The following is a 26,729-nucleotide window of genomic DNA, read 5'->3' as shown; positions in this document are numbered from 1 at the left end:
CAGCCCCCGGTACCAGCCCCGCCAGCCCCGGGTACCAGCCCCGCCACCCGCGGTAGCCCGACAGGAGGAGGGCCGGCAAGCGAGCGGCCCGCCGCTGGAGCGCCCCGTGCCCGCCGCCCCCGCCCCCTCACCCCGTCGCCAGCAACACCGCTCCGAGCATGGCGAGGCCCGCCCCTGCCGCCTGTATCCCGCGCAGCCGCTCGCTGAGGAACCCGCGGGCCGCGAGGGCCGTGACCACCGGGTAGAGCGAGGCGAGGACCGCCGCCACGGCGACGGGGCCGTGCTGGGCCGCCACGGCATAGGTGCCGTTGGCCGCGACGTCGGCCAGGCCGACGAAGGCGAGCGCAGGCAGGGCACGCAGGATGACGCGTATCCCGCCCTCCGGCGGCAGCGCCGCCGCACCCCTGCGCACCGACCGCACGAGCGCCGCGCCACCCACCACGACATTGGTCAGGCGCTGCACAAGGAGGGCGAGGAACAGGCCCCTGACGGTCGTGGCCGCCTCCGCGATCAGCGCCATCACCGTGCCGAACCCGACCGCCGCCACCAGGGTGAACGCGATCGTCCGGCGCTGCACGGGCTCGCCGCGCACTTCCGGGCCGCCCGCGAGCACCACGCCCGCCACCGCGATGCCTATGCCCGCCACCCGGAGGAGGTCCGGCCGCTCGCCCAGCACCAGGCCCACGGTCACCGGCACCAGGACACTGAGGGAGCCGAGGGGTGAGACGACGCCCATGGGGCCGACGGCCAGCGCGCGGTAGAAGGCGAGCAGAGCGATCGTGCCCACGGCCCCGGCGCCGACCGCGAACCACAGCTTCGGGCTCGCCTCGTGCCAGGCGCCGGTCACGACGACCGCGGTGCCCAGCACCGCGACGGTGCAGGCCTGCGAGACGGCGACCACCGTGAGCGCCGGGATACGGCGGCTGAGCAGTCCGCCGCCGAAGTCGCCCAACCCGAACAGCAGGCTGGTGGTCAGGGCCAGGAGCGCAGTCATGGAGGCCTCGCAGGACGGTACGGGGTGGTACGGGCGGTTCGGGTCGTGCAGGGCAGTACAGTGCACTGCATCGTGAGTACAGCACAGCGTAGTGCAGTTCACTGTACTCTGTCATCTAGGATATTGGACTCAAGGTGTCGGATCTCGATCAGCTCACGCAGTCGCTCGCCCGTAACCTCAAGCGCTGGCGCGGTGAGCGGGGATACACGCTCGACGCGCTCGCCGCACGTGCCGGGGTCAGCCGGGGCATGATCATCCAGATCGAGCAGGCGCGTACCAATCCGAGCGTCGGCACCACCGTCAAGCTCGCCGACGCACTCGGCGTCAGCATCGCCACCCTGCTCGACCACGACCAGGGCCCGCAGGTCAGGCTGGTGCCGGGCGAGGAGGCGGTGCGCATGTGGTCGACGCCCGCGGGCAGCAGCAGCACGCTGCTGGTGGGCGCGGAGCGGCGCGGCCCGCTGGAGCTCTGGTCGTGGCTGCTGATGCCCGGCGACGGCAGCTCTTCGGACCCGCACCCGGTCGGTACCACCGAGCTGCTGCACGTCGAGGAGGGGACCCTCACCGTGGTCGTCGACGGCCTGGAGCACACCGTGCCGTCCGGCTCGTCCGCGGCGTTCGACGCCCATGTGCCGCACGGCTACCGCAACGAGGGCACCGAGCCGGTGCGGATGACGATGGCCGTGTCCGTGCCGCCGCACCCGTGAGCGTCGCCGCCGTACCCGCGACGGTCGCCCCGCACCCCGTCATCTCTCCCCGCGCCCCGCGCCCGTCGTCTCCGCACCCGTCATCTCTCCCCGCGCCCCGCGCCCGTCGCCTCCGCACCCGTGACGACCGCCCCCGCCGCCCCCGCACCGCCGGCTGCTAGCGTTCCCGCCATGCGTGCACCCATCGGAGACTTCGTGGACGCGACGCCCGCCCCCGAGTGCCTGGACCGGCTCGTGGCGCCGGTCGCGGACGCCGTGCGGCGCTGGACCGGGGCCGTCCCCGCCGAGCAACTCCTCCACGTCGACACCGAGCCCGAGTGGGCCGACACCGCCACCTTCGTCGAGCACTACGGGCCCGAGCTGCTGGCCACCTCGGCCAACTGCGTGGTCGTGGCGGGCAAGCGGGGCGGCACCACCACTCTCGCGGCGTGCGTCGTGCTGTCCACCACGCGCGTCGACGTCAACGGCGTGGTCCGCCGCCACCTGGGCGTCCGCAAGGCGTCGTTCGCCCCGATGGAGACGGCCATCGCCGAGACCGGCATGGAGTACGGCGGCATCACCCCCATCGGGCTGCCGGAGGGCTGGCCGCTGCTGGTGGACTCGGCCGCCGCCGACCTGCCGCACGTCCTGATCGGCAGTGGGCAGCGGCGCGGCAAGCTCATCGTGCCGGGCAAGGCGCTCGCCGGGCTGCCGGGCGCCGTCGTCCTGGAGGGCCTGGGCACCTGACCCACCGGCGGCGGCGCTCGCCGGTCCTCCCTCACGGCCCCGCCGGCTGCAGCCGGGCATACACCCCCTCGCGTTCGACGCGTTGGCGGTGGGCGCCGACCTCCGTGATCCGGCCGCCGTCCATCACCACGATGCGGTCGGCGCGCCGGAACGTGGAGAGCCGGTGGGCGACGACGAAGACGGTACGCCCGCACCGGCAGGCCCCGGGGCCTGCCGCACCAGGCCTCCGAGCGGTTGCCGAGCGCGGAGGTGGCCTCGTCGAGGACGGCACTCGCGGGTCCCGGATCGGGGCGCGCGCGATCGCGAGGCGCTGCGGCTGCCCGCCGCACAGCCGGGCGCCGCGCTCCGCGAGCACGGAGTCCAGGCCTGGCGGCGACCGATCCATCAGGGGTCTGATACTGGTGAGCTCGCGTATGCAACTGCCGCAAGTTCTCCATTGCGGTGGCCTGGATCATGACCCTGTGTGGCTGAAAAGGGGAACGTCCTCAAGCTTCTCGTGCTGGCTGGTCGGCCAGCCGGTGATCACCAACCGATGGCGGTATCGGCGGTTACCAGCGGATGTGCTTTGTCAGAGGGATGTAGCGACGACCTGGTCGATCGAGGGCCCGAGGAAGGCGAGCGTCAGTCCTGCCCGTCGGTTGATCCACTGCTGGTCGGTGGAGCCGGAAGTGCCATAGCGACGCTGCCTGACGTCGTTCACGACGTCCGTGGGGGCGCCTAGTTCGGCGAGTACGTCGAGGGCCTCTCCCTTGGTGATCAGTCTGCCGTCCTGCAAGGTCGTTGTTGCTCTGGCCGGGGTCAGCAGGCCGAGGTCGATCAAATGCCGCGCGTCCACTGCCCTCAACACCGAACAGCGGCCGGACGTCGGTGAACCACTCGTCCAGGACGCATGAGTGGAACCACCCCCACCTCCAGGACTACGAGGGCGATCCCGAGGCTCGCTCGTTCACCCGGTAGGAGCTCCAGCGATTCCTCGACTACGCCGACGGCCACGTGGAGCGGGCCATCCGCGGCAGGCGCAAGGGGACATCAGCCGCTTACCGGGACGCCACCCCGTCCAAGGTCATCCACGGGTGGGGGCTTCGCCGGCCCCAGACGTCGAAGCTGGATCTGGTCGACTTCGGCAAGAACCCCAAGGCGCCCCAGATCGGGAGGTACGGGACGCTCAACGCCCGCTACGGCAAGGCCGAGAAGGGACAGCCTCCGCGCCGACGGAACGTCTTGCTGAAGGACTGGGCGGTTGAGGCGGTCGAGGACTACATCGTGAATGTCCGGCCGCACTTCTGACTTTCCGGCGTTCTATCCAGCAGCAGGTCGGTCATGAGTGCAGGTCCCCTGTCACCAGGTCGCGAGCAGGTGGAGAGGGCTGCGGGTGACGGTGCCGTGTCGCCACGGGATGTCGTCGGCAGTGCTGGTGAGATGCAGGGCGGGCAAGCGACTGGCGAGGCGGTGGAGGGCGAGCTGGAGCTCGGCTCGGGCGAGCCAGGTTCCCAGGCAGTAGTGCTGTCCCGCACCGAAGGCGAGGGAGGGCTTCGGCAAGGGTGTGAACAGGTCGTCGTGGGGGTTGCCCGGGAAGGCTGCGGGGTCGCGGTTGGCGGCGACGTGGTCGGTCATGACCAAGGCGCCGGTGCGGATCGTCACGCCGCCGAGTCGGATGTCCGCGGTGGCGGCGAGGACGTGGCCGGGGCGTTCTTCGCGGTCACCGAGGGGGATCAGGTGGAGCAGGCGTTCGGTGAGGACGGCGGCAGCCTGTTCGTCGGCACCCAGTCGGGCCCAGGCCCCGGGCTGTTCGGCCAGCAGGTAGAGCAGGGCGTTGCTGAGCATGGTCATAGTGGTGTCGTGGCCGCCGGCGATCATGGTGGCGATCAGGTTGACGAGCTTGGCCTCGGGGATGCCGCCTTCACGGTCGGCGGCCTGGACGACGGAGCTGACCAGGTCGTCGCCGGGTGCCCTTCGCCGCCTGGTGATCAGCGCGGTGGCGAAATCGGCCAGTTCGCGTCGGGCGCGGTCGCCCCTTTCTGGCGCTGCGGTGGCCCCGGCGAAGGCGTGTTCGGCCCAGTGGAGCAGCCGCTCGGTGGGAACGTCGTCTACGGCCAGCAGCCGGTGCATGACGCTGCAGGGCAGGGGCAGGGCGTAGCCGGTGACGAGGTCGGCGGGCGGTCCCTGCTCGACTAGGTCATCGAGGAGCCGGTCGATGACTGCGGCCACCCACGGTCGCATGCGCTCGACCGCGCGCGGAGTGAAGGCCCGGCCAAGGGCACGCCGCAGGCGCAGGTGCGCGTCGCCGTCCTGCCGGACGATGGAGTCCCGGCTGTCCAGCAGGCTGGCGCTGCCGGTGACCGGCGGCGCACCGGGTGCGTGGACTGGTGAGCGCCCGAAGCGGGGGTCGGTGAGAACCTGGTGGACGTCGTCATATCGGGTGACGAGCCAGACGGGCGTGCCGTTCGGCAGCTCCGTGAGCCTGGGCGGCCCGGGTACCGGGGATTCCACTCGGTGTAGGGGGACGGTACGGGCGACGGGCACGGTGTTCCTCCTAGCTCCTGCTGCAACGACGGGCCCGGGACGGCCGGGCGTGCCTCATACCCAACTGACAACAACCCTGTGATTCAGGTCATCAGGCGACTTCTGGGACTTGCCGGCTCGGTGATCCATCCGTTGGGGTCCCCTGTGGGAACGCATGTGGGAACGCATGCGGGATCGGGGGGATCGCCACATCCGGCGATGTCGGCGCGTGTCGCGTCGGTGATCGACGGGACGGGCTCTCCACCTTCTGCAGTCATACGAACCCTCCCTGTTCCTATGTCCAGGGGGCTTCTGACGGGTCTCCGAGGCGTCGCGACGCCCGGCACGCTCCCCCACCGGGGGCGCCCCCAGAGCACACACCTGGGGGTACCGCCCACGTCCTCAAGGCAGTGGGGAGTCGCTCCTTCACCCACGGAGATCCACCAGAAGCCCCCTAGACGACCAGGACGCCCGACGGGGCGCCGTCAAGCGGATCATGGACAGGAGCGGAAGCACCGAAACCGAAGGGCGGTCAGCCGCACCCGATCGGATGGGAGAGCCCTGCTGGCCGCCCCTGGGCCGCAGCGAAGCCGTCGGTGTCTGCTCGTGGCTGCAAAGGGCCGCGTGATGATCTCCAGACCGTGCCGTGCAGCCATTCCTCGGGGATCACGCCGAGGTTGTCCCCGTAGGAGTGAGCAACTCGCGAGGGGCACGGGTGTACGCGCCGAACTCCTCGTACTCGCCCAGCAGTACGAGCGCATGCGGAAACGGGCCTCCGTCTGGCCAGATCTTCTCCGGGACGAAGAAGTTCTCCAACGGTGCTCCAGCCGTCTGGGGGAGGATCTCGTCCAGGAGGGTGGCGGCCAGGGCCCCGTACCCGGGCACTCACCTTGGAGGCAAGGAACAAGACCGCTGCGTCTCGGCCCGGGCGATTCCGCGAGCGCATGAGCGTCCCGCAGGGCGGCCCGCACCGCCGCCCCGTCCGCGTGCGCGCGCCCGTAGGCGACGCTTCGTGGATGGTGCCCTCGAAGAGGATCGACTCCTGGGGGAGGGCCGACAGGACGCGGCGGGCAGGTGGGGGGCGGACGGCTCGTCGGGGGACGCACCCGCGGAAGGCGGCTGCGTCACGGCTTCATCCCGCCGTCGCCCCAGAGGCATGCAATCCCGTTCTTCGCCCCGCCGGCGGTCCGCGCACGAAGCTGCACGGGAGCCTTGTGCCGCGGGGCGGATGACAGGTATCCACACCGCGGATGACCCGCGTCCGGGCCCTGGGAAGCGCGCGCGGGGGCGTTGACCTGCCCGGTCGGGGAGCGAAGGATCAACGGGAGTCGATCCCGCCACCGCGCGGGAACGCGGGCGAGGAAGGCAGGTGAGGGCGGTGCGGTCGACGACTCAGGCGGGAGCCCGGCCGGGCCCCGGCACCCGGCGGCCCTGGTCCCGCAGATCGGTGCTGCGTGCCGCCGCCGGCTCCGCCGCCGGGACGGCGGTGGCCCCCGCGGTGGCCGGGTGCGGCTCGGCCTCGGGGTCGGGCAGGACGACGGTGCGCATGTGGACCTGGTACACCCAGCAGCAGGAGCAGTTCCTGCGGCTCATCGACGAGTTCGAGCGGCGCCACCCGTCCATCCACGTCGAGAACCGCGTCTTCGGCGACAGCGGCTCCTACCTCCCGGCCCTCCAGGCCGCGGTCGCCGCGGGCAGGCCCCCGGAGATCTTCGCGCCGCACGTGCTCGCCGTTCCCGCGCAGCGAGTAGAGGACGGGTTGCAGAGGCAGCTTGACGAAGGCGGTCTCCGCCTGCTCGGTGTTGACGGCGTTGATGCCGTTGTTGAACACCTTGCCGTCGATGAGCCGGACGGACGATCCGAAGCTGGTGCTCGACCTGGACATGGGCCGCTCGGGCGCCGGCTTGGGACTCCGCTCCGGTCGTCGAGTCGCTGGCCATGGTGCGCATGCCGCTGCATCCGGAAGTAGACGACGGCGATGGGGATGAGGGAGATGGTGAGCGCGGCGCTGAGCAGCGGCCAGTCGGTGCCGTACTGTCGCGGGGAAGAACTGCTTGAGGAAGGCGTCGCCGAGCGCCTTGCGCAGGTCGAGCGCGATGCCCGCGTTGCCGTAGGCGAACGGACGGCGGCAAGCAGTACGCCATCGGGTGGATGGCGCAGACGTTCGGCATGTTCTACCAGCCGAAGCTGTTCCGGGACGCGCGCGTGGACGTCCCCGAGGCCTGGGACGACCTCCTGCGGATCGCGCCCGCGCTCGGCCGCGACAAGATCATCCCCTGCATGCTCTACAACAACCCGGGCAACAACGGCCTGGACTTCTGGCTGCCGCTGATCACCCAGGACTAGGCAGGGCCCGGGCCGCTCCCGGCCGGCCCGCCGCCGGGGCCCGTTGCCCGCATCCGGCCCCGCGCCCGCTCCCGGCGCGGGAAGCACTCACACGGAAAAGGAATCTCAATGACGAAGTCAAGCCGCCTGCGTGACCGGTGGGGCGGGGGTGAACAGCCTCTTGTCACGCAGCATGGCCCAGAGCACGTCGACCCGGCGGCGGGCGAGCGCGAGCAGGGCCTGGGTGTGGATCAGCCCTTCGGACCGCTTCCTGAGGTAGTAGTCACGGGAGGGGCCGGGCCGCATCATCGCGGTCTGGGCCGCCAGGTAGAAGATGTGCCGCAGGCGCCGGTTGTAGCGCTTGGGCCGGTGGTAGTTGCCGCTGCGGCGGCCGGAGTCGCGGGCGACCGGGGCAAGGCCGGTATGCGAGGCGAGGCGGCCAGCGTCACGGTATCCGGACAGGTCACCGACGATGGCGACGAACTCGGCGCCGAGGATGGGCCCCATACCGGGCATCGACTCGATGATCTCCGCGCGGTCGTCGGTGCGGAAGGTCTCGCGGATCTCCCGGTCGTTGTCCTTGATCCGCTCGTCCAGGGCCAGGAGCTGGTGGGCCAGGTCGCAGACCAGCTTCGCGGCCCGCTTCTCGCCGGGCAGCGTGGTCATCTGGGACTGGGCGGCCTCTACCGCCTTGTCAGCGACCGCCTGGGCTCCACGGACCTTGCGCCGTTCCAGCCAGGTCGTCAGCCGCTTGACGCCGATCCGGCGCAGGGCGGCCGGGGTCTGGTACTCGGTCAGCATGACCACCGGGCCCTTGGCCGCGGAGTAATCGAAGGCCCGCTCCAGAGCGGGGCAGATGCCCACCAGCAGGTCACGGAGCCGGTTGATCAGCCGGACCCGGTCGGCGATGAGGTCAGCAGGGTAGTTGGTCAAGACCCGGAGGGTGGTGACCAGCTCCGGGGGCGTGTCCAGCGGGGCGAAGTCCTTCGGGCGCATGTGGGCCTGGTCGGCGATGACCTTCGCGTCCTTGGCGTCGGTCTTGCCTTCACCCCGGTAGGCGCCGGACATGCGGTTGACCGTGCGGCCCGGCACGTAGACGACCTGCTGGCCGTGGGCGACCAGCAGAGCCAGCAGCAGTGTGGAGGCCCGGCCGGAGATGTCCACCGCCCACTGGACCTCGTCGGCCCGCTCGCGGGGCGGTCTCGATGAGGGCGAGGATCTGGGCCTCGTCGTTGATCACCTTCGTGGAGAACAGCGTCTCGCCGTCGGCGTCGAGGGCCACTGCCCAGTGGTGTCCCTTGCCAGCGTCGATGCCGACCCATATCCGCGCCTGCCGCGTGCTCAAGTCCCTCGCTCCGTATCCCTCGTGACCATCACTGCATGGCCCGAAGAACACCCCGCCGACAGGTCCCTAACCAGCGATGACCGCAGTTCTCAATCAGTGGTCGGAGCGTCCCGGAGGACCGGGCGGCCAGTCCTCTCGAGCCATCAACGGCAACCCGACATCAGCCACACCCGGTCCTCCCGGACCGCCAACCATTCTTAGGGAACCTTCATGTCCGTCATGTCGCACGTCGAGATCGGAGTGCGCGACCTCACCCGCTCCCAGGAGTTCTACGGGGGGCTGCTCGGCTTCACCCCCCTCCCCGCCGAGAGCGGCGGCGACACGCTGGTGATGCAGGCCGGCACGGCCCGCGTGAAACTGATCGAGACCGGTCCGGACGGCACCCCGAGCGGCTGGTCGGGCGACGACCTCCAACGCGGCTTCCGGCACTTCGGGCTCAAGGTCGACGAGGTCGACCGCCGGGTCGCGAGGCTCGTCGAGGCCGGGGTGGAGATCCGGGTGCAGCCGGTGGACGCCTTCGGCGGGGTCCGGCTCGCGTTCTTCGCCGACCCGGACGGCGCCCACCTGGAGTTCGTCGCCGGGCCCCTGCAGTACCAGCCGCTGTGGTCGCCCGAGCTGGCCGCGGAGGAGGAGGCGAGCCTCGGCGGCGGCTGGGACGGCGAGCCCCGCTTCGACCACGTCGCCGTCACCGTCTCCGACCTCGACCGGGCCCTGGCGTACTACCGGGACACCCTCGGCATCCCGGTGGTCGGCCAGCTCGACCGGCGGCACGAGGACGAACGCGGCTTCTGCATCACCTACTTCCGCGCCGGCGACACGGTCATCGAGGTGTTCAGCTTCGACGTGGACACCGTGTCCAGCCCCTGGCAGCCGGAGCCCGACCTGCTCGGCATCCGGGCCATCGGCATCGACGTCGCCGACCCCGACGCGACCCGTGCCGCGCTCACCGCGGCCGGCGGCGAGCCGGTCGCGTGGCGGGGCGGCGACCGCGGTGCCGACCTGGTCGCCGACCAGGACAGGGTGGTCGCGGACCTGGTCCGGGTGGCGGACCGGTGAGCCGCACCGCCCGGACCCCGGCGCGTCCCGCGACGGCCCGCACCACCGTGGCCGGCACCGCCCGGCCCCCGGCCCGCGCTGCCAGGACCCTGGTCCGGACCCGCGCCCGTACCGGCTGGACCCTGGCCTGTACCGCCTCGGCCCGTGCCGGATGGGCCTCGGCCTGTACTGCCTCGGCCCGTACCGGCTGGACCCCGGCCCACACCGCCTGGGCCTCGGCCCGTAATGCCTCGGCCCGCCCCACTCGGGCCACGGACAGCACCGCCACGGCCGGCACCACCCGGGCTGAGGCCCGCGCCGCCCGGGCCTCAGCCCGCGCCGCCCGGGTCGCGACACCGCACCACGCCGCCACCGCACGACCGGAGCCGGGAGCCTCATGACCTCCTCCGCAGCAGCCGCCCCCGCCCCCCGCCGAGCTCCCGCGCCGGCCGCTCGGCACGGCGTCGCGGTGCTCAACGCCGCGCCGTTCGCCGCCGGCGTGCTCGCCAAGGGCCCGCGGGAACAGCCGACATACGCCTACCGCGCCATGACGGAACCGGTCCGCGAGCGGCTTGAGGCACTGACCGCGCTCTGCCGGGAGGCGGGCGTGCCGCTCGCCGCGGCGGCGCTGCAGTTCTCGCTGCGCGAGCCGCGCATCGCCGCCATCGTGGTCGGCGTCTCCACCCCGGAGCGGGTCCGCCAGACGCTGGACCTCGCCGCCGTGCCCGTCCCCGACGAGCTGTGGACCGCCGCCGCGGCCTGCGCCCTGCCCCCTGCCCCCCGAACTCCAGCTCGACGCCAGCCCTGGGAGCGCTCAGCGATGACCGACACCGGCCACACGCCCACCGCCGGCCCCGCCGGTTCACCAGCACCGCTCGTCCTGCCCCCCGGCTTCGCCTGGGGCACCGCCACCGCCTCGTACCAGATCGAGGGCGCGGTCACCGACGACGGCCGTGGCCCGTCCATCTGGGACACCTTCGTACGCACCCCGGGCGCCGTCGTGAACGGCGACACCGGTGACGTGGCCGACGACCACTACCACCGCTACCGCGAGGACGTCGAACTGCTGGCCGGCCTGGGTGCCACCCACTACCGGTTCTCGCTCGCCTGGCCCCGGCTGCAGCCCGACGGCACCGGAGAACTCCTCACCGCCGGTACCGACTTCTACCAGCGGCTGGTCGACGCCCTGCTGGAGAAGGGCATCGAACCCTGGGTCACCCTCTACCACTGGGACCTCCCGCAGCCGCTCCAGGACCTCGGCGGCTGGCCGCACCGGGACACCGCGGACCGGTTCGCCGACTACGCGGCACGCGTCTTCGGCAAGCTCGGCGACCGGGTGCGGTTCTGGACCACCCACAACGAACCGTGGTGCGCGGCCTTCCTCGGGTACGGCAGCGGCCACCATGCGCCCGGCCTCACCGACCCGGTGGCCGCCGTGCGCGCCGCCCACCACCTGCTGCTCGGCCACGGCCGCGCGGTGCGGGCGATGCGGGCCGCCGACCAGGCGGGCGGCGGGCGCGAGCACCGGATCGGCATCACGCTCAACCTCTACGACACCGTCCCGGCCCGCCCCGACGGGCCCGCCGACCGGGCCGCCGCGCGGCGCATCGACGGCCTGATGAACCGCATGTTCCTCGACCCGGTGCTGCGCGGCGGCTACCCGACCGACGTGCTCGACCACATCCGCGACCGGGTGGCGGACCCCGCCGGCTGGATCCGGGACGGCGACGCGGAGGAGATCGCCCAGCCCGTCGACTTCCTCGGCATCAACTGCTATGCCCGGCACGTGGTGCGGGCCGCGGACGAGCCGGCGGACCCGGGTCCGTCCGCATGGGTGGGCTGCGAGGACATCGAGTTCGCCGGGACCGGGCGGCCCCGGACCGCGATGGGCTGGGAGATCGACCCCGAGGGGATCCACGATGTGATCAACCGGGTGCACCGGGAGTACGGCGGCGGGGCCGGTCGCCCGCTGCCGCTGTACATCACCGAGAACGGCGCCGCCTTCGACGACCCCGACTTCCCGGGGCCCGACGGCGCGGTCCACGACCCCGAGCGGACCGCCTACCTGGACGCCTATGTACGTGCGGCACTACGGGCCCGCACCGAGGGCGCCGACCTGCGCGGCTACTTCGTCTGGTCCCTGATGGACAACTTCGAGTGGGCCTGGGGCTACACCCGCCGCTTCGGCATCGTGCACGTCGACTACACCACCCAGCGCCGCACGGTGAAGGACAGCGGCCACTGGTTCACAGACGTCGCACGCCGCAGCGCCGCGCCCCCCACCCCGTCCTGACACCACGCCGCGCCACGCCAAGGGGTGCGGGGAACTGCGCGAGCAACAAGGGACGCGTCGGCACGCGGCAACGGTGCTGAGTCTGCGCGGGTGTCCCGCCAAGGGGTGCGGGGAACTGCGCGAGCAACAAGGGACGCGCCGGCACGCGGCAACGGTCCTCAGCCCGCGCGGCGTGTCCCGCCAAGGGCGTTGGGAACTGCGCAAACAGCACAAAGACGCGCCCGCACCCGCCGACCGCCCTCAGCCCGCACCACGGTGCCCCGCCATCGGCGCGCAGGCTTCGCGCGAGCGACCAGGGGGCCGGCCACGTGGGCCGGGGAGCAACCCCGGTCCACGAAAACGCCGCGCGCCCAGGCACGTACAGTGCACGCAGGAGGCATGAAGACGATGGAGGACGCGGGGACCGCCCGCCGCCGGCCGGAGCCGCGCGCCGTGACCATCAGGGACGTCGCCGCGGCGGCCGGAGTGTCCAAGGCGGCCGTGTCCAAGGCGCTCAACGGCAGGCCAGGCGTGTCCGAGGACACCCGCCGTCGCATCCTAGAGACGGCGGCCCGCTTCGGGTGGCGGCCCAACTCCACCGCCGCGGCCCTGGCGCACGGCAGGACCCGGGCGATCGGCATGATCCTGGACCGCCCGCCGGACCTGCTGAGTGCCGACCCGTTCTTCCCCGAACTGCTGTCCGGCGTGGAGCGGGTGCTCGCCAGGCTCGGGTACGCGCTGCTGCTGCGGATCTGCACGGTCGACTCGGCGGACGAGGAGCGGCGGCTGTACCGGCGGCTGGTCGCCGAGCACCGGGTCAGCGGGCTGCTGCTGGCCGACCCCCGCTGCCGAGACGAGCGGTTCCGGGTGGTGCGGGAGCTGGGCGTGCCCGCGGTGCTGATCAGCCGCCCCTGGCGGGAGGCCGGCCTGCCCTGGGTGGGGGAGCGGTTCCCGGCGAGCGGCATCGACGAGGTGGTACGGCACTTCGCCGCGCTCGGCCACCGCCGTATCGGCTATGTGCGCGGCCCCGAGCACCTGGCCCACATCGCCCACCGGCTGCGGGTGTTCCACGAGACGGCGGCGGCCGGCGGACTCGCCGTCACCGCCGTGCACGAGGCCGACTTCACCGCGCCGGGCGGCGCCGCCGCCACGCAGGCCCTGCTGTGCGGGCCGGACCGGCCCACCGCGGTCTTCTACGACAGCGACATCATGGCCATCGCCGGCATCCAGACGCTGCGCGCGGCGGGCCTGTCCGTACCGGGCGACATCTCGGTGGCGGGCCACGACGACCTGGCCATCAGCCAGTGGATCACTCCCCGGCTGACCACCGTCCGCCAGGACGTCCAGGGCCGCGGCGAACGCGCCGCGCTGCGCCTGCTCCGTGAGCTGGAGCCGGACCTGCCCGAACCGGGCCCGCTGCCCGAGTCTTCCCTGGTGATCCGGGAGTCGACGGGGGCGCCGTCCGCCTGACCGAGAGCAGGGCCCGGGCGGAGGGCATGACGCGCAGCGCCGGATGTTCGTGGACACCCTGCGCGCCTACGAGGCGGAGGTGTCCGAGGACGACTGAGCGGTCTCTGTGGGCGGCGTCCGAGCGGGGGACCGGGCGCGTCCGGTGTCCCGAACCGGGGTGTCCGGCCCCGTGCGGGACCGCGCTCCCGCGGTGAACACCCCGTGTGCCGACCGTACTCGCGCGGTGTCCGGCCCCGTGGGGGACCGCAGTCCTGCGGTGAACTCCCCCTATTCCGGCCGCCCGCTCATCAGGCGACGGCCCAGTGAGCTGACCTGCCCCCGCGGCGTCCGCACCCCGCGGCGTCCGCCGTCGCGCCGTTGGGTACCCCCGGCGCGCCCGCGGCCGGCGTGCCCGCGGTCGGCAGTCCATGGCGCATGCGCCCCGTGTCGATGCGCACCCCACCGCCGTGCGCGCCCCATCGCCGCTCGCACTCGACGGCCGTGCGCCCCCCGGGCGATTTCCGCGCGCACGCACCTGGCCACCGCCGAACCCCTCGGTTACCTTCGAAACCGGTGCATCACGAAACCGGTTAACCGGACGGTGGCGGGAGGTCCGGAGCATGGATTACCGGCTGGAGTGGGTGGCGAGTTTCGTCGCGGTGGCCGACCACGGCGGGTTCTCCGCGGCGGCGAGCGCGGTACGGCGGTCACAGCCCCGGGTCAGTACGCATGTCGCGGACCTCGAACGGGCGCTGGGGCTGCGGCTCTTCGACCGCACCCCGGCAGCCGGTGGTGCTCACCCCCGAGGGCCGGGCCCTGCTGCCGCACGCCCGAGCGGCCCTTCGCACGATCGCCTCGCTCGGCTCGGTGGCCGCCGAGGCCCGCCAGGGACTGCACCGTGAAGTCCGCCTCGGCGTGGACCCGTCGGCCGCGCCGTTCCTGCTGCCGAGGCTGATGATGAGGCTGCGTGAGCGGCACCCGGGTATCCACGTCGTCTCCCTGGAGGCGCCCGCCGCCGAACTCGGGAGGGAACTCGCCGCCGGCCGCCTCGACCTGTCCGCGCACGCCTGGGACGGTGCGGCGGCGCCGTCCGGCTCGGCCCTGGACTCCTGCGAACTCTGGCCGGGCACCCCGGTGGCCGTGCTGCGCGACGCCGACGCGCGGGGCGCGGGCGGCGCGGGCGCGGCGCGGGCCGCTGCCGCCGGTGATCTGCCGCTGGCGGCACCGGAGTTGACGGGCCCGCTGGTCGTCTCGGACGACGCTGCCGGCACCGGCCGGCTGGCCGCGGAGGCCGGCCGGGACCGGGACGCCGCCGTCTTCCGCACCGGCCAGATCCAGACCCTGGTGTCCATGGTGAGGCAGGGCTGGGGGACCGGCGTCGCGGACGCGCTCGGTCTCTCCACGGCCGACCTGCACGGCCTGACGGTACGCTGGATCCGCGCCCGGACCGGGGCGACCCGGCTCTGGTGGCGCACGGACGGGCCGGACTCGCCCGCGCGCGGCGCCGTCCGGGACTGCCTGCGCCTGGCCGCGGCACCGGCCACCCATCAGATCCGACGGGTCCTCACGGCGGGCCGCCACGCGGCACGGGTCCCGGCGGGGGAGTGAGCGAGCCGCCTTCCGCCGCCCGTCGGTCGTCATGGGCCGGCGCCGGTAATCGCGGGGCGAACGCGTGCCGTTCGGCCTCACGAATGTGGCGGGCGCGATGACAGCATTCCGTCGGGTGACACGGCGCCGGCTGCTTTCCTCGTTCGATTTGCGGATTTCTTTGCGAGCCCTCCTCGCCGCCGGGTGGCATACGGAAATAGGCGCCTAAGGCAACGTCAACATGCCTTTGACCAGGAGGAGTTGGCCCTGGAGGCCCTTCGTCAGGGCGTGCGCCAAGGGCATTTCATATTACTTTAGGTGCATCGTAACGAAGAACTTTTCTGTCGCTGCAAGATTTGATTTACCCGGCCGTGGCCGGTGGCAGAATTCGGGAGCCGGATCGGCCGCTCCCTTTCCGGTTTTCCCTTTTTCGTACCTGCGCTCCGGCGCAGCAGACCCCCGCCCGACAAGGCCCCTCGACTCGGCTGACCCTCGTCCACTCGGTGACACGGCTGACGCGCGCCCGGAATCCGGCTGCCGGGAGATCCGGCATGCCCGCGGCACCGCGGGACGCGCCGTCGGCACGGCACCGCGGGGCCGTCGGCCTGTCGCCGGCCCCTCTCGCTCCTCCACCCGCGCCACGGCGCCCTCACCCATGGATTGGGAACATGACGGATTCGCTCTCCGCTGCCTCCCCCGACCGGATCGCGATCATCGGCATCGGCTGCCGTTTCCCGGGCCATGCCCGCGACCACCGGACGTTCTGGCGGAACCTGATCGACGGCAGGGACTGTCTCACCCCCACGCCCGCCGACCGGTACGACTTCGCCACCCTCGGCAGCCGGGACAGGGACAGGCCCGGGCGGATGGTCGGCGGCAGAGGCGGATACATCGACGGATTCGACGAGTTCGATCCGGCCTTCTTCGGGATCAGCCCACGCGAGGCCGGCCATATGGACCCCCAGCAGCGCAAGCTCCTCGAGGTGGCGTGGGAGGCGCTGGAGGACGGCGGGCAGCGGCCGGAGGAACTGGCCGGCGCCCAGGTGGGCGTCTACATCGGCGCGTTCACACTGGACTACAAGATCCTTCAGTTCTCCGACCTCGGCTTCGAGTCGCTGGCCGCGCACACCGCGACCGGCACCATGATGGCGATCCTGGCCAACCGCATCTCCCACTGCTTCGACTTCCGCGGCCCCAGCATCTCCCTCGACACCGCGTGCAGCGGGTCACTGGTCGCCGTGCACCTGGCGTGCCAGAGCCTGCTGCGCGGCGAGACGGAGCTGGCCCTCGCCGGCGGGACGCTGCTGCACATGGCGCCGCAGTACACCATCGCCGAGACCAAGGGCGGCTTCCTGTCGGCGGACGGCCGGTCGCGCGCGTTCGACACCGCCGCCGACGGCTACGTGCGCGCCGAGGGCGTCGGCGTCGTCGTGCTCAAGCGGCTGGCGGACGCGCTGCGCGACAACGACCCGATCCACGCGGTGGTGACCGGCACCGCCGTCAACCAGGACGGCCGCACCAACGGCATCACGGTGCCCAACCCCGACGCCCAGGTCACCCTCGTCGAACGGGTCTGCGCCGAGGCCGGCATCACGCCCGGTGACCTGCAGTACGTCGAGGCCCACGGCACCTCGACCCCGGTCGGCGACCGCACCGAGGCGGCCACGCTCGGACAGGCGCTGGCCGTCGGGCGCAAGCCGGGCGCTCCCTGCTACGTCGGATCGGTCAAGACGAACATCGGCCACGCCGAGTCGGCCGCCGGCATCGCCGGGCTGATCAAGACCGCGCTCGCCCTCGAGCACCGCCGCATCCCCCCACACATCAACCTGGAGCGGCTCAGCCCCGCCATCGACCCGGACCTGCCGTTCGAGATCCCGACCCGGGCCGTGGACTGGCCGGAGCACGACGGCCCCGCCAGGGCCGGCGTCAACTCCTTCGGCTTCGGCGGCACCAACGCCCACGTCCTGCTGGAGGAGGCACCGCCGCGGCGGCCGGCGGAAGACTCCGCGAGGCCGCCCGCGTACACCGTGCTGCCGCTGAGCGCCCGGGACCCCGGAGCGCTCCCCGACCTCGCCGCCGGTATCCGCCGGGAGCTGGCCGGCGCGGACGGACCGCCCGCCGCGCTCGCCGACCTCGGACACACCCTGGCCCACCGGCGCCAGCACCACGAGCACCGGGTGTCGGTGGTGTACTCCTCGCCGCAGTCGCTCGACGAGGCGCTCGCCGCCTGCGAGCGTGGCGAGCCGCACCCGCGGGTGCTGACGGGACGCCGGCGTGAGCCCCGGCACCGGCTGATGGCCTGGGTGTTCACCGGCATGGGCCCGCAGTGGTGGGGCATGGGACGCGGCCTGTTCGAGACCGAGCCGGTGTACCGCGAGGCGGTGCTGCGCTGCGACCGCGAGATCCGCCGCCAGGCCGGCTGGTCGCTCGCGGACGAACTCGCCGCCGACGAGGCCGAGTCGAGGATGGCGGAGACCTGGCTCGCCCAGCCCGCCAACTTCGCCGTGCAGGTCGGCCTCGCCGCCCTCTGGCGCAGCCGCGGCGTGCACCCCGACGCCGTCGTCGGCCACAGCACCGGCGAGGCCGCCGCCTTCTACGAGGCGGGGGTCTACAGCCTCGCCGACGCCGTGCGGGTCGTGCTGCACCGCAGCCGCCTCCAGCAGACCCTGGCGGGCACCGGCACCATGCTCGCCGTCGGCCTGCCGGAGCCGGACGCCGCCCGCCTGATCCGGCCGCACCGGGACCGGGTGTCCGTGGCCGCCGCCAACAGCCCCTCGTCGACGACGCTCTCCGGCGACCGGGAAGTGCTGCGCGACCTCGCGGAACAGCTCCGCGAGGACCAGGTCTTCGCCAAGTTCCTGACCGTGCAGGTGCCGTACCACAGCGTCCGGATGGACGGGATCAAGGACGAGCTGCTCGCCGCGCTGGCCGGACTGCGGCCCCGCCCCGCCCGGCTGCCGCTCCACCTCACCGCGCAGGAGGGCACCGCGCACGGCACCGAACTCGACGCCGCCTACTGGTGGCGCAACGTCCGCGACCAGGTGAGGTTCCGCTCCGCCGTCGAACGGCTCGCCCGCGACGGGCACCGGATCTTCCTGGAGATCGGACCGCACCCGGTCCTCGGCCACGCCATCCGCGAATGCCTCCAGGAGGCCGCGCACGGCACCGGGCCGCGGGACGGCGACCCGGAGAGTCTGGTGCTGCCGTCCATCCGCCGTGCGGAGGACGAACCGGAGCGGTTCACGCGCTCGCTGGCCGCGCTGCACGGCGCCGGCGTCGACGTCGACTGGGACGTGCTGCAGCCCGCGGGACGGCCCGTCGCCCTGCCGCCCTACCCGTTCAGGCGGGACCGCCACTGGGTGGAGCCCGCACCCGTACGGCAGGTCAGGCTCGGGGCGCTCGACCACCCGCTGCTCGGCCGCCGCACCACGCACACCCACCCCACCTGGGAGTCCCGCCTCGATTCGGAACGCCTGCCCTACCTGGCCGACCACCGCATCCAGGGCAATGTGGTCTTCCCCGCGGCCGGATACCTGGAGATGGCCGCGCAGGCCGTGCGGGCGCTCACCGGCGGCGGCGAGGCCACGCTCACCGGGATCGAACTGCACAAGGCGCTGTTCCTGTCCGAGGACACCGCAGGCACCGTCCAGCTCACCCTCGACCCCACCAGTGCCCGGTTCACCATCGCCACGCCCGGTGAGGCGGGCGCCGTGCACGCCACCGGGGCCGTCCACACCGAGCAGCGGCGCAGCCCGGGAGCGCCGCTCGACCCGGCGGCCGTCCGCGCCCGCAGCCGCCGGCACCTGAAGCGCCCGGACTGCTACGCGGCGCTCGCGGAGCCGGGCTACCAGTACGGCCCGGCGTTCCAGGCCATCGAGGAGGTGTGGATCGGCGACGGCGAGGCACTGGCCAGGATCCGCCCCGAGACGCCACCCGAGGACGCCGCGGAGAGCCATGTCCACCCCGTGCTCCTGGACGCCTGCCTCCAGACCCTGCTGATGGCGCGGCTCCCCGACGGCGACGCGGCCGGTGCGGCCGGCGGCATCCGCCTGCCGGTGTCGATCCGGGAGGTGCGGCTGCGCCCCGCCGGCGACCGTCCGCTGTGGGCGCACGCCACGGTCGTGCGGAACGACGACGGGCTGACCGGCGACGGCGCGCTGACCGGCGACATTGCCCTGTACACCGACGACGGCGAACCGCTCGGCCGGATCACCGGCTGCACCGCCGTCGACGTCGAGCACGCCGCCGGCTCCGTCGGCCGGGACACCATCGACGGCTGGCTGGCCGAACCCGTCTGGACGGAACTGCCCCCGGTACCCGACGGGGCCGCCCCGCCCGCCGGACTGCTCGTCCTCGCCGACGACGGCGGCGTCGGCGACGCCCTCGCCCGGCTGGCCCGTGACCGCGGCGCCGTGTGCCATGTCGTACGGCACGGCAGCGCCTACCGGCACGGGGCGGGCGGCAGCACCGTACGGCCGGGCCGGCCCGACGACCTGCGCCGGCTCTTCGCGGAGCTCGACGTGCCCGTCGACACCGTCGTCCACCTGTGGAACCTGGACCTGCCCACGCTCGACGCCACCGCCCACGGCGACCTCGGCGAGCACGCGGGACTCGGCGCCTACTCCCTGGTCTGCCTCGCCCAGGTGCTGCCGTCCGCCTGCCCCGACGCCCGGCTGCACATCGTCACCCGCGGCACCCAGGCGGCGGCGGAGCAGGACCGCGTCGAGCCGCTGGGGGCGCCCGCGTGGGGCGTCGGCCGGGTGCTGTGGCAGCAGGAGCTCACCGCGCACCGCGGCAAGCTGATCGACCTTCAGGCGCCCGGCGGCGCGGAGGGAACACCCGACGCCGAGGCCGAGGCGCTGCTGCGCGAGGTGTCCGGCACGGACCCGTCCCGCGACCCCGACGAGGAGGAGATCGCCCTGCGCGGCGGGCGGCGCCACACCTGCCGGCTCCGGCGGCCGACCGGGCTCAGCCGCCCGCTGCCGTTGCGGCTGCGCCCCGACGGCAGCTACCTGGTGACCGGTGCGTTCGGGGCCCTCGGCCGGCTGCTGTGCCGCACCCTGGTCGCGCGCGGCGCCCGCCGGCTGGTGCTGGCCGGCCGTGGCGGACTGCCCCCGCGCGAGCAGTGGGCCGCGATCGACCCGGCGACCCCCGCCGGCCGGCGGATCACCTTCGTCAGGGAACTGGAGGCGATGGGAGCCCAAGCGGTCCCCGCGGCGCTGGACATCACCGACGAGGCGGCGTTCTCCGCATGGCTGGCCGACCACCGGCGGCACGGACTGCCGCCGCTGCGGGGCGTGTTCCACCTCGCGGGACAGGTCAGGGACGCGACCGTGCCGGAGATGGACCGGGCGGCCTTCGACACCGCCTACGGCCCGAAGGCGGCAGGCGGCCTGCTGCTGCACCGGCTGCTGCGCGACGAACCACTCGACCACTTCGTGCTGTTCTCCTCCATCGCCTCCCTGCTCACCACCGCGGGCCAGACCAACTACGCCGCGGGCAACGCGTTCCTGGACGCGCTGGCCCACCACCGCAGGGCCCGGGGCCTGCCCGCGCTCAGCCTCGACTGGGGGCCCTGGGCCACCGGCATGATCGAGGAACTGGGCCTCGTCGAGCACTACCGCAGCGCCCGGGGCATGTACTCGCTGACGCCGGGCGCCGGCATGGCCGTGCTGGAACGGGTCATCGGGCAGCACCCCGCACAACTGCTCGTCGCCACCGTCACCGACTGGCCGGTCTTCCTCGCCTGGTACCCCGCACCACCGCCGCTGGTGGCCGAGCTGGCCGCGGGCCGGGGCGAGAGGCCGGCCGAGGAGACGGACGGCTTCCTCGCGCGCCTCGCCGCGGCCGACGAGGAGACCCGCAGGCACCTGCTGACGGAGCGCTTCACCGCGCTGGTCGCCGACGCCATGGGAATCCCGCCCGCCCGCATCGGCCCGGGCGACGAACTGGGCGCGCTGGGCCTGGACTCCCTGCTGGCGATGGAGCTGCGCGCCCGGCTCCGCACCGAGCTGGGCGTCGCCCTGCCGGTGGTGGCGCTGCTCGGCAACGCCTCCGTCGACGCCCTGGTCACCCGCCTCTCCGACGGCCTGGGCGAGCACCTGAAGCCCGGCGCGGGAGAAGACGGCGCCGGCGCGGACGCGGAGCTCCCGGCCGCCGTGGAGCACACCGACGAGCTGCGCCACCCCCTGACGCACAACCAGAAGGCCCTCTGGTTCCTCAAGCAGCTCAACCCGGACGCGTTCGCCTACAACATCGGCGGCGCGGTCGAGGTGCGCACCGAGCTCGATCCCGACCTTCTGTTCGCCGCCTTCCGCGCCCTGGTCGAGCGGCACCCGTCCCTGCGGGCGTCCTTCGTCCTGGAGGACGGCGGCCCCGTGCAGCTGATCCGGCCCGGGGCCCGCGGGGAGACCCGCCTGTTCGACGTCGAGGGGCGGCCGTGGGCGGAGGTGCACGAGATGATCGTGCGCGAGTACCGCAGGCCCTACGACCTCGCGAACGACCCGCTGATCCGCCTGCACGTGTTCCGGCGCGGCCCGGACCGATGGGTGATCATGAAGGGCGTCCACCACATCGTCTCCGACGCCGTCTCCACGTTCGTCTTCATCGAGGAGCTGTTCGCGCTCTACGAGGGGATGCGGCACGGCAACCCGGTGGAGCTGCCGCCCGTGCGCGCCCGCTACCTCGACTTCCTCAACTGGCAGAACCGGTTCCTGGCGGGCCCGGACGCCCAGCGGATGCTCACCTACTGGCAGGAGCACCTGCCCGCCGAGCTGCCCGTCCTCGCCCTGCCCACCGACAAGCCGCGCCCGCCGGTCACGACCCACAACGGCGCCTCGGAGTTCTTCCGGCTGGACGCCGACCTCACGGCCCGCGTGCACGCCCTGGCCCGCGAGCACAACGTCACCGTCTTCGTGGTGCTGCTGAGCGCCTACTACCTGCTGCTGCACCGGTACTCGGGCCAGGACGACATCGTGGTCGGCAGTCCCGTCACCGGCCGCACCCAGGAGGAGTTCGCCGGCACCTACGGCTACTTCGTCAACCCCCTGCCGCTGCACGTCAGCCTGGCCGGCCCGCCCTCCGCCGGCGACCTCCTCGCACGGGTGCGAGGCGCCGTGCTCGGCGGGCTCGACAACCAGGAGTACCCGTTCGTGCTGCTGGTCGAGAAGCTGGGCCTGCGGCACGACCCCAGCCGCTCCGCGGTCTTCCAGGCGATGTTCATCCTGCTCGCCCACAAGGTCTCCACCGAGCAGTACGGGTACCGGCTCGACTACATCGAGCTGCCCGAGGAGGAGGGGCAGTTCGACCTCACGCTGTCCGCCTACGAGGACCGCGCGGACGGCTGCTTCCACTGCGTGTTCAAGTACAACTCGGACCTCTTCGTGCCGCGTACCGTCCGGCGGATGGCCAAGCACTACGTGCGCCTGCTGGACGCGCTGACCCGGGCGCCCGCCGACGCGCCCGTCGGCGCGCTGCCGCTGCTCGACGCCGCGGAGCGCCGTCTGGTCCTCGGCGAGTGGAGCGGTGCGGCACGGCGGGCACCGGCAGGACCGCCGGTGCACGAGCGGATCCTGAGCGCCGCGGCCGCGTCCCCGGCCGCCGTCGCCGTCACGGCGCCCTCGGCGTCCGGAGAGGCCCGGTCGCTCACCTACGGCGAACTCGACCGCGGCTCCCGGCGGGCCGCCCGGACCCTGCGCCGTCTGGGTGCGGGACCGGGCACGACCGTCGCCGTCTGCCTGGACAAGTCGCCCGAGCTGATCACCACCCTGCTGGCGGTCTGGCGGACCGGCGCCGCCTACCTGCCGCTGGATCCCGAGCACCCCGCCGACCGGCTCGCCTACATGACCGGCCACGCCGGCGCGAACCTGCTCGTCACCCGGCCCGGCGGGACCGTCCCGCCCGGCTGCGCGGCCACCGTCGTCACCGTGCACGACCTGCTCGTGGACCCGGCCGCCGAGGCCGCCGGGGCCGCCGACGACCCGGCAGGCGAGCCGGACGCCACGGTCGGCCGGCACGACACCGCCTACGTCATGCACACCTCCGGCTCCACCGGGCGCCCCAAGGCCGTCCGGATCAGCCACCGGAGCCTCGCCGCCGCCGAGGCGGCCTGGCGCGCAGAGTACCGCCTGGACCACGACGTCCGGGTGCACCTCCAGATGGCCGGCGTCGCCTTCGACGTCTTCACCGGCGACCTGGTGCGCGCCCTGTGCTCCGGCGGCACGCTGGTGCTCGTCGACCGCGAACTGCTCTTCGACACCGCACGCCTGTACCGCACGATGGTGCGCGAGCGTGTCGACTGCGGGGAGTTCGTGCCGGCCGTCGCCCGGGCGCTGATGAGCCACTGCGAGGAGCACGGCACCCGGCTGGACTTCCTCCGGCTGCTGATCGTCGGCTCCGACACCTGGAAGGTGGCCGAGCACCGGCGGCTGCGGGCGCTGTGCGGACCGGAGACCCGGCTCGTCAACTCCTACGGCCTGACCGAGGCCACCATCGACAGCACCTGGTTCGAGGGCCCCGTCGACCACCTCGAACCGGGCAGGACGGTGCCCATCGGCCGGCCCTTCCCCGGCAGTGCCGTGTACGTCCTGGACGGCTGCGGCGAGCCGGTGCCGCCGGGGGTGCGGGGCGAGCTGTGGATCGGCGGCACGGGTGTGGCGGACGGCTACGTGGGCGACCCGGAGCAGAGCGCGGAGCGCTTCGTCGTCCGCACCCTGGACGGCGCGGGGACCGGCCCCGACCGCCTCTACCGCACCGGGGACCTGGCGTGCTGGGACGCGGACGGCGTCCTGCACCTGCTGGGCCGTACCGACAGCCAGGTCAAGGTGGCCGGCCACCGCATCGAGACCGGTGAGATCGAGGCCCTGCTGGTCCAGCACCCCGCCGTCACCCAGGCCTGCGTGACGGTCCGCGGGGACGGCGACGACGGCGCGCTCTGCGCCTACTGCGTGCCGGCCCCGGGCGCCGCCGCCGACCCGCGGGAACTGCGCAGGCACCTCGCCGAGTCGCTGCCGTCCTTCATGCTCCCGGCGTACTTCACCGAGCTTCCCCGGCTGCCGCTGACCTCCAACGGCAAGGTCGACGCCGCCGCGCTGCCGGCCCCCGTCTACGACCCGGGCGGCGACCCCCACGAGCCCCCGGTGACGCTGTACGAGCAGCGGATGGCCGCCCACTGGAGTGAACTGCTCGGCCTGCGGCGGGCCGGCCTCGCCGACGACTTCTTCGCGGCGGGCGGCAGCTCCATCAAGCTGATCGAGCTGATCCACCGGCTGCGCGGCGAGTTCGGCATCGACGTCCCGGTCAGCCTGCTGTTCCGGGTCACCACGCTGCGCGGCATGGCCCGCACCGTGGAGCACGTCGTCACGGGGCGGATCGCGGGCGCCCAGCCGTACCTGACCTTCAACGCGGCCGCGGGCGCGGACCGCACGGTCTTCTGCTTCCCGCCCGCCGGCGGCCACGGCCTCGTCCACCGGCAGCTCGCCGCCCACCTGCCGGAACACCGGCTGATCGCCTTCAACCACCTGCCCGGCGACGACAAGGTGGCCCGCTACGCCGATCAGGTGGCGGCCGTGACCGGGGACACCCCGGGCACGCTCTTCGGCTACTCCCTCGGCGGCAACCTCGCCTTCGAGGTGGCCAAGGAACTGGAACGCCGTGGCCACACCGTGGCCGGCGTGATCATCGTGGACTCCTACCGGGCCCGCGAGGCCTACCCGCTGGACGCCGAGCGCATCGCCGCGTTCGAGCACGAACTCCGCGAGCACCTGCGGCGCCACACCGGCTCCGAGACCGTGGCGGAGGAGACCCTGCACCAGGCCCGCGAGTACCTCGACTTCTGCAGCCGCACACCCAACCTCGGCACCGTCGCGGCACCCCTCACGGTGATCTCCGACGAGGACAAGCTGCCCCTCTACGAGGCCGGCCGGCGGGGCAGCTGGCACGGCAGCTCCACCAGCCGCACCGTGCTGCTCCGGGGCCACGGCCCGCACGAGGAGATGCTCGACGGCGACCACGCCCAGCGCAACGCCAACCTGCTCCGCGCCGTACTCTCCGAGGACGTCACCCGTGCCAGCGCGTGAGGTGGGACCCGACTGGAGCGCACGTGACCGGCCGCTCGGCGCGCCCCCCAGGGTCATCGTCATCGGCGCCGGCGTCGCGGGCCTGGCCACCGGCTGCTACGCGCAGATGAGCGGCCTGGAGACACGGATCTTCGAGAAGCACGTCCTGCCGGGCGGCTGCTGCACCGCCTGGTCCCGCGACGGGTACCTCTTCGACTACTGCATCGAGTGGCTGATCGGCACCGCGGAGGGCAACGACGCGCACCGGATCTGGCGCGAGCTGGGCGCCCTGGACGGCAAGAGCGTCGCCAACTTCGAGCTGTTCAACCGGGTGGTGGACGTGGACGGCCGGTCGGTGACGTTCTACAACGACCCCGAGCGCCTGCAGAAGCACCTGCTCGCCCTCTCGCCCGGCGACGGGCGCCGGATCCGGGCGTTCTGCCGCGACCTGAGCCGGTTCACGCGGCTCGACCTGTACCCGTTCCTGACACCGCCGCCGCTGCGTTCGCTGCGGGAGCGCGCCGAGCTGCTGCGGACGGTGCTGCCCAGGTTCCGGCTGCTCTGGCGGACCGCGGCAACCCCCATGCACGCCTACGCGGACCGCTTCCGCGACCCGCTGCTGCGCCGCGCGTTCCGCAACATCTTCTTCCAGGACCCGGAGGACTTCCCCGTGCTGCCCTACCTGTTCAACATGGCGGCGGCGCACAACCGCAACGCGGGCTTCCCCCAGGGCGGCTCCCTCGGCCTCGCCCGGTCCATCGAGAGCCGCTACACCGGTCTCGGCGGAGTGATCGGCTACCGCTCCCGGGTCGAGCGGATCATCGTCGAGGACGGCCGCGCGGTCGGCGTGGAACTCAGGGGAGGAGCCCGGCACTACGCGGACCACGTCGTGTCGGCCTGCGACGGGCACACCACGGTCTACGGGCTGCTCGGCGGCCGGTACACGGGCCCCCGCATCGAGCGGCTCTACCGGGACATCCAGCCCCGGCCCGGCGCGCTCTTCCCCGCCGTGGTCTCCGTCTTCGTCGGCGTGCACGGCACGGTCGGCGAGGGGGACCCGCACAGCACCACCTACCTGCTCGACCCCGAGGAGGCCACCCGGCTGCCCGGCGCCCTGCAACACAGCCTCGTGGTGCAGCTCCGCTCCCGCTACACGGAGGGTCTCGCCCCGGCCGGCAGGTCCCTGCTGCACTGCACCTACTTCAGCGACCACCACTCCTGGAAGGATCTGCGCACCCGCAGCCGCCGCGCCTACCGGGCACGCAAGCAGCAGGCAGCCGACGCGGTGCTGGACCTCCTGGAACGCCGCTACCCCGGCATCTGCGGGCGCGTCGAGGTGCTGGACGTCGCCTCGCCAGCCACCACCGAGCGGTACACCGGCAACAGCCAGGGCAGCATCCTCGCCTGGAAGGCGTTCTCGGAGGCCGACGACGTGGCCGCCCGCCTGGTGGCCCGGGACCGGATGCGGCTGCCCGGCCTGCGCGGCTTCTCCATGGCGGGGCAGTGGGTCGGCCTCGGCGGCCTGATCAGGGCCGCGTCCACCGGCCGGTTCGCCGTGCAGTACCTGTGCGAGGAGCTCGGGGTGCCGTTCCGCGCCTGGGAGAGCACCGACGACGAGCCCTGGCACAGCGGAAAGCTCGGCAGCCTGCCCCAGCTCGACCGGTGGAAGGCACACCGGCCGGGGGAGACACCGGCGCGCGGCCGGACGACGAGGGGAGGACGGGCATGAGCG

Annotated in this window: 15 protein-coding genes and 4 pseudogenes; 12 read left to right on the top strand and 7 right to left on the bottom strand. The window is 73.3% G+C overall.

What is annotated here, in order from left to right:
- Window positions 1–127: 127 nt before the first annotated feature.
- A complete protein-coding gene (locus ACSMXW_RS02150; RefSeq protein WP_485803566.1) occupies window positions 128–994 on the bottom strand; it encodes an EamA family transporter in 867 nt (288 codons plus the stop codon).
- A gap of 134 nt (window positions 995–1,128) precedes the next feature.
- Here ACSMXW_RS02150 and ACSMXW_RS02145 point away from each other — a divergent pair, with 134 nt between their 5' ends.
- Both ACSMXW_RS02145 and ACSMXW_RS02140 read left to right on the top strand, forming a co-directional pair.
- Window positions 1,129–1,701, top strand: coding sequence for a helix-turn-helix domain-containing protein (locus tag ACSMXW_RS02145; RefSeq protein WP_485803564.1), 573 nt, complete (start codon window positions 1,129–1,131; stop codon window positions 1,699–1,701).
- Window positions 1,702–1,872: 171 nt separating this feature from the next.
- Complete coding sequence (locus ACSMXW_RS02140) at window positions 1,873–2,427, top strand: YbaK/EbsC family protein (protein ID WP_485803563.1); 555 nt, start codon at window positions 1,873–1,875, stop codon at window positions 2,425–2,427.
- A gap of 31 nt (window positions 2,428–2,458) precedes the next feature.
- Here ACSMXW_RS02140 and ACSMXW_RS02135 read toward each other — a convergent pair.
- Both ACSMXW_RS02135 and ACSMXW_RS02130 read right to left on the bottom strand, forming a co-directional pair.
- A pseudogene (locus ACSMXW_RS02135) lies at window positions 2,459–2,806 on the bottom strand (ATP-binding cassette domain-containing protein); the annotation flags it as partial.
- A 189-nt stretch (window positions 2,807–2,995) separates the two neighbouring features.
- Complete coding sequence (locus ACSMXW_RS02130; protein ID WP_485803561.1) at window positions 2,996–3,262, bottom strand: hypothetical protein; 267 nt, start codon at window positions 3,260–3,262, stop codon at window positions 2,996–2,998.
- 158 nt (window positions 3,263–3,420) lie between these two features.
- Between ACSMXW_RS02130 and ACSMXW_RS02125 the strand changes: the two genes are divergently transcribed.
- Window positions 3,421–3,714: a hypothetical protein gene (locus ACSMXW_RS02125; RefSeq protein WP_485803560.1), complete on the top strand. Its 294-nt coding sequence runs from the start codon at window positions 3,421–3,423 to the stop codon at window positions 3,712–3,714.
- A gap of 51 nt (window positions 3,715–3,765) precedes the next feature.
- Here the strand turns inward: ACSMXW_RS02125 and ACSMXW_RS02120 are convergent, their stop codons facing one another.
- From ACSMXW_RS02120 to ACSMXW_RS02110, 3 genes are all read right to left on the bottom strand, one after another.
- A complete protein-coding gene (locus tag ACSMXW_RS02120; RefSeq protein WP_485803558.1) occupies window positions 3,766–4,917 on the bottom strand; it encodes a cytochrome P450 in 1,152 nt (383 codons plus the stop codon).
- A gap of 678 nt (window positions 4,918–5,595) precedes the next feature.
- Entirely contained in the window at window positions 5,596–5,814 is a 219-nt protein-coding gene (locus ACSMXW_RS02115) for a hypothetical protein (RefSeq protein ID WP_485803556.1), read from the bottom strand.
- A gap of 507 nt (window positions 5,815–6,321) precedes the next feature.
- The gene (locus tag ACSMXW_RS02110; RefSeq protein ID WP_485803554.1) at window positions 6,322–6,477 is read right to left on the bottom strand and encodes a hypothetical protein; all 156 of its coding nucleotides are present in this window, start codon (window positions 6,475–6,477) and stop codon (window positions 6,322–6,324) included.
- On the opposite strand from ACSMXW_RS02110, the gene ACSMXW_RS02105 reads away from it, so the two are divergent.
- Both ACSMXW_RS02105 and ACSMXW_RS02100 read left to right on the top strand, forming a co-directional pair.
- Window positions 6,476–6,898: a hypothetical protein gene (locus ACSMXW_RS02105; RefSeq protein ID WP_485803552.1), complete on the top strand. Its 423-nt coding sequence runs from the start codon at window positions 6,476–6,478 to the stop codon at window positions 6,896–6,898. The two genes, ACSMXW_RS02110 and ACSMXW_RS02105, sit on opposite strands and share 2 nt — an antisense overlap.
- 167 nt (window positions 6,899–7,065) lie before the next feature.
- A pseudogene (locus ACSMXW_RS02100) lies at window positions 7,066–7,275 on the top strand (extracellular solute-binding protein); the annotation flags it as partial.
- Between the two features lie 117 nt (window positions 7,276–7,392).
- Here the strand turns inward: ACSMXW_RS02100 and ACSMXW_RS02095 are convergent.
- Window positions 7,393–8,599 (bottom strand): annotated as a pseudogene (locus ACSMXW_RS02095) (IS110 family RNA-guided transposase).
- A gap of 210 nt (window positions 8,600–8,809) precedes the next feature.
- Here ACSMXW_RS02095 and ACSMXW_RS02090 point away from each other — a divergent pair.
- From ACSMXW_RS02090 to ACSMXW_RS02060, 7 genes and pseudogenes are all read left to right on the top strand, one after another.
- Window positions 8,810–9,655, top strand: coding sequence for a VOC family protein (locus tag ACSMXW_RS02090; protein WP_485803551.1), 846 nt, complete (start codon window positions 8,810–8,812; stop codon window positions 9,653–9,655).
- A gap of 376 nt (window positions 9,656–10,031) precedes the next feature.
- Entirely contained in the window at window positions 10,032–11,927 is a 1,896-nt protein-coding gene (locus ACSMXW_RS02085) for a GH1 family beta-glucosidase (protein ID WP_485803550.1), read from the top strand.
- A 378-nt stretch (window positions 11,928–12,305) separates the two neighbouring features.
- On the top strand, window positions 12,306–13,376 hold the full coding sequence (locus ACSMXW_RS02080) for a LacI family DNA-binding transcriptional regulator (RefSeq protein ID WP_485803548.1): 1,071 nt from the start codon (window positions 12,306–12,308) through the stop codon (window positions 13,374–13,376).
- A gap of 407 nt (window positions 13,377–13,783) precedes the next feature.
- Window positions 13,784–14,077, top strand: a pseudogene (locus ACSMXW_RS02075) (helix-turn-helix domain-containing protein); the annotation flags it as partial.
- Between the two features lie 7 nt (window positions 14,078–14,084).
- Window positions 14,085–14,963: a LysR family transcriptional regulator gene (locus tag ACSMXW_RS02070; protein WP_485803546.1), complete on the top strand. Its 879-nt coding sequence runs from the start codon at window positions 14,085–14,087 to the stop codon at window positions 14,961–14,963.
- A gap of 647 nt (window positions 14,964–15,610) precedes the next feature.
- Window positions 15,611–25,018 (top strand): non-ribosomal peptide synthetase/type I polyketide synthase, encoded by a 9,408-nt coding sequence (locus ACSMXW_RS02065; protein WP_485803544.1) that lies wholly within the window; start codon window positions 15,611–15,613, stop codon window positions 25,016–25,018.
- Window positions 25,005–26,726 (top strand): phytoene desaturase family protein, encoded by a 1,722-nt coding sequence (locus tag ACSMXW_RS02060; protein WP_485803542.1) that lies wholly within the window; start codon window positions 25,005–25,007, stop codon window positions 26,724–26,726. Before ACSMXW_RS02065 ends, ACSMXW_RS02060 begins: the two co-directional genes overlap by 14 nt.
- Window positions 26,727–26,729: the final 3 nt, after the last annotated feature.

It is taken from the genome of Streptomyces sp. DSM 116793, assembly GCF_057320905.1.
This window is presented reverse-complemented; position numbering and strand designations above follow the sequence as displayed.

Coding starts and splice junctions, on each gene's coding strand:
- ACSMXW_RS02150 (WP_485803566.1), bottom strand. CDS start 994: ATGACTGCGCTCCTGGCCCTGACCACCAGCCTGCTGTTCGGGTTGGGC.
- ACSMXW_RS02140 (WP_485803563.1), top strand. CDS start 1,873: ATGCGTGCACCCATCGGAGACTTCGTGGACGCGACGCCCGCCCCCGAG.
- ACSMXW_RS02105 (WP_485803552.1), top strand. CDS start 6,476: ATGTGGACCTGGTACACCCAGCAGCAGGAGCAGTTCCTGCGGCTCATC.
- ACSMXW_RS02110 (WP_485803554.1), bottom strand. CDS start 6,477: ATGCGCACCGTCGTCCTGCCCGACCCCGAGGCCGAGCCGCACCCGGCC.
- ACSMXW_RS02090 (WP_485803551.1), top strand. CDS start 8,810: ATGTCCGTCATGTCGCACGTCGAGATCGGAGTGCGCGACCTCACCCGC.
- ACSMXW_RS02085 (WP_485803550.1), top strand. CDS start 10,032: ATGACCTCCTCCGCAGCAGCCGCCCCCGCCCCCCGCCGAGCTCCCGCG.
- ACSMXW_RS02080 (WP_485803548.1), top strand. CDS start 12,306: ATGAAGACGATGGAGGACGCGGGGACCGCCCGCCGCCGGCCGGAGCCG.
- ACSMXW_RS02070 (WP_485803546.1), top strand. CDS start 14,085: ATGTCGCGGACCTCGAACGGGCGCTGGGGCTGCGGCTCTTCGACCGCA.
- ACSMXW_RS02065 (WP_485803544.1), top strand. CDS start 15,611: ATGACGGATTCGCTCTCCGCTGCCTCCCCCGACCGGATCGCGATCATC.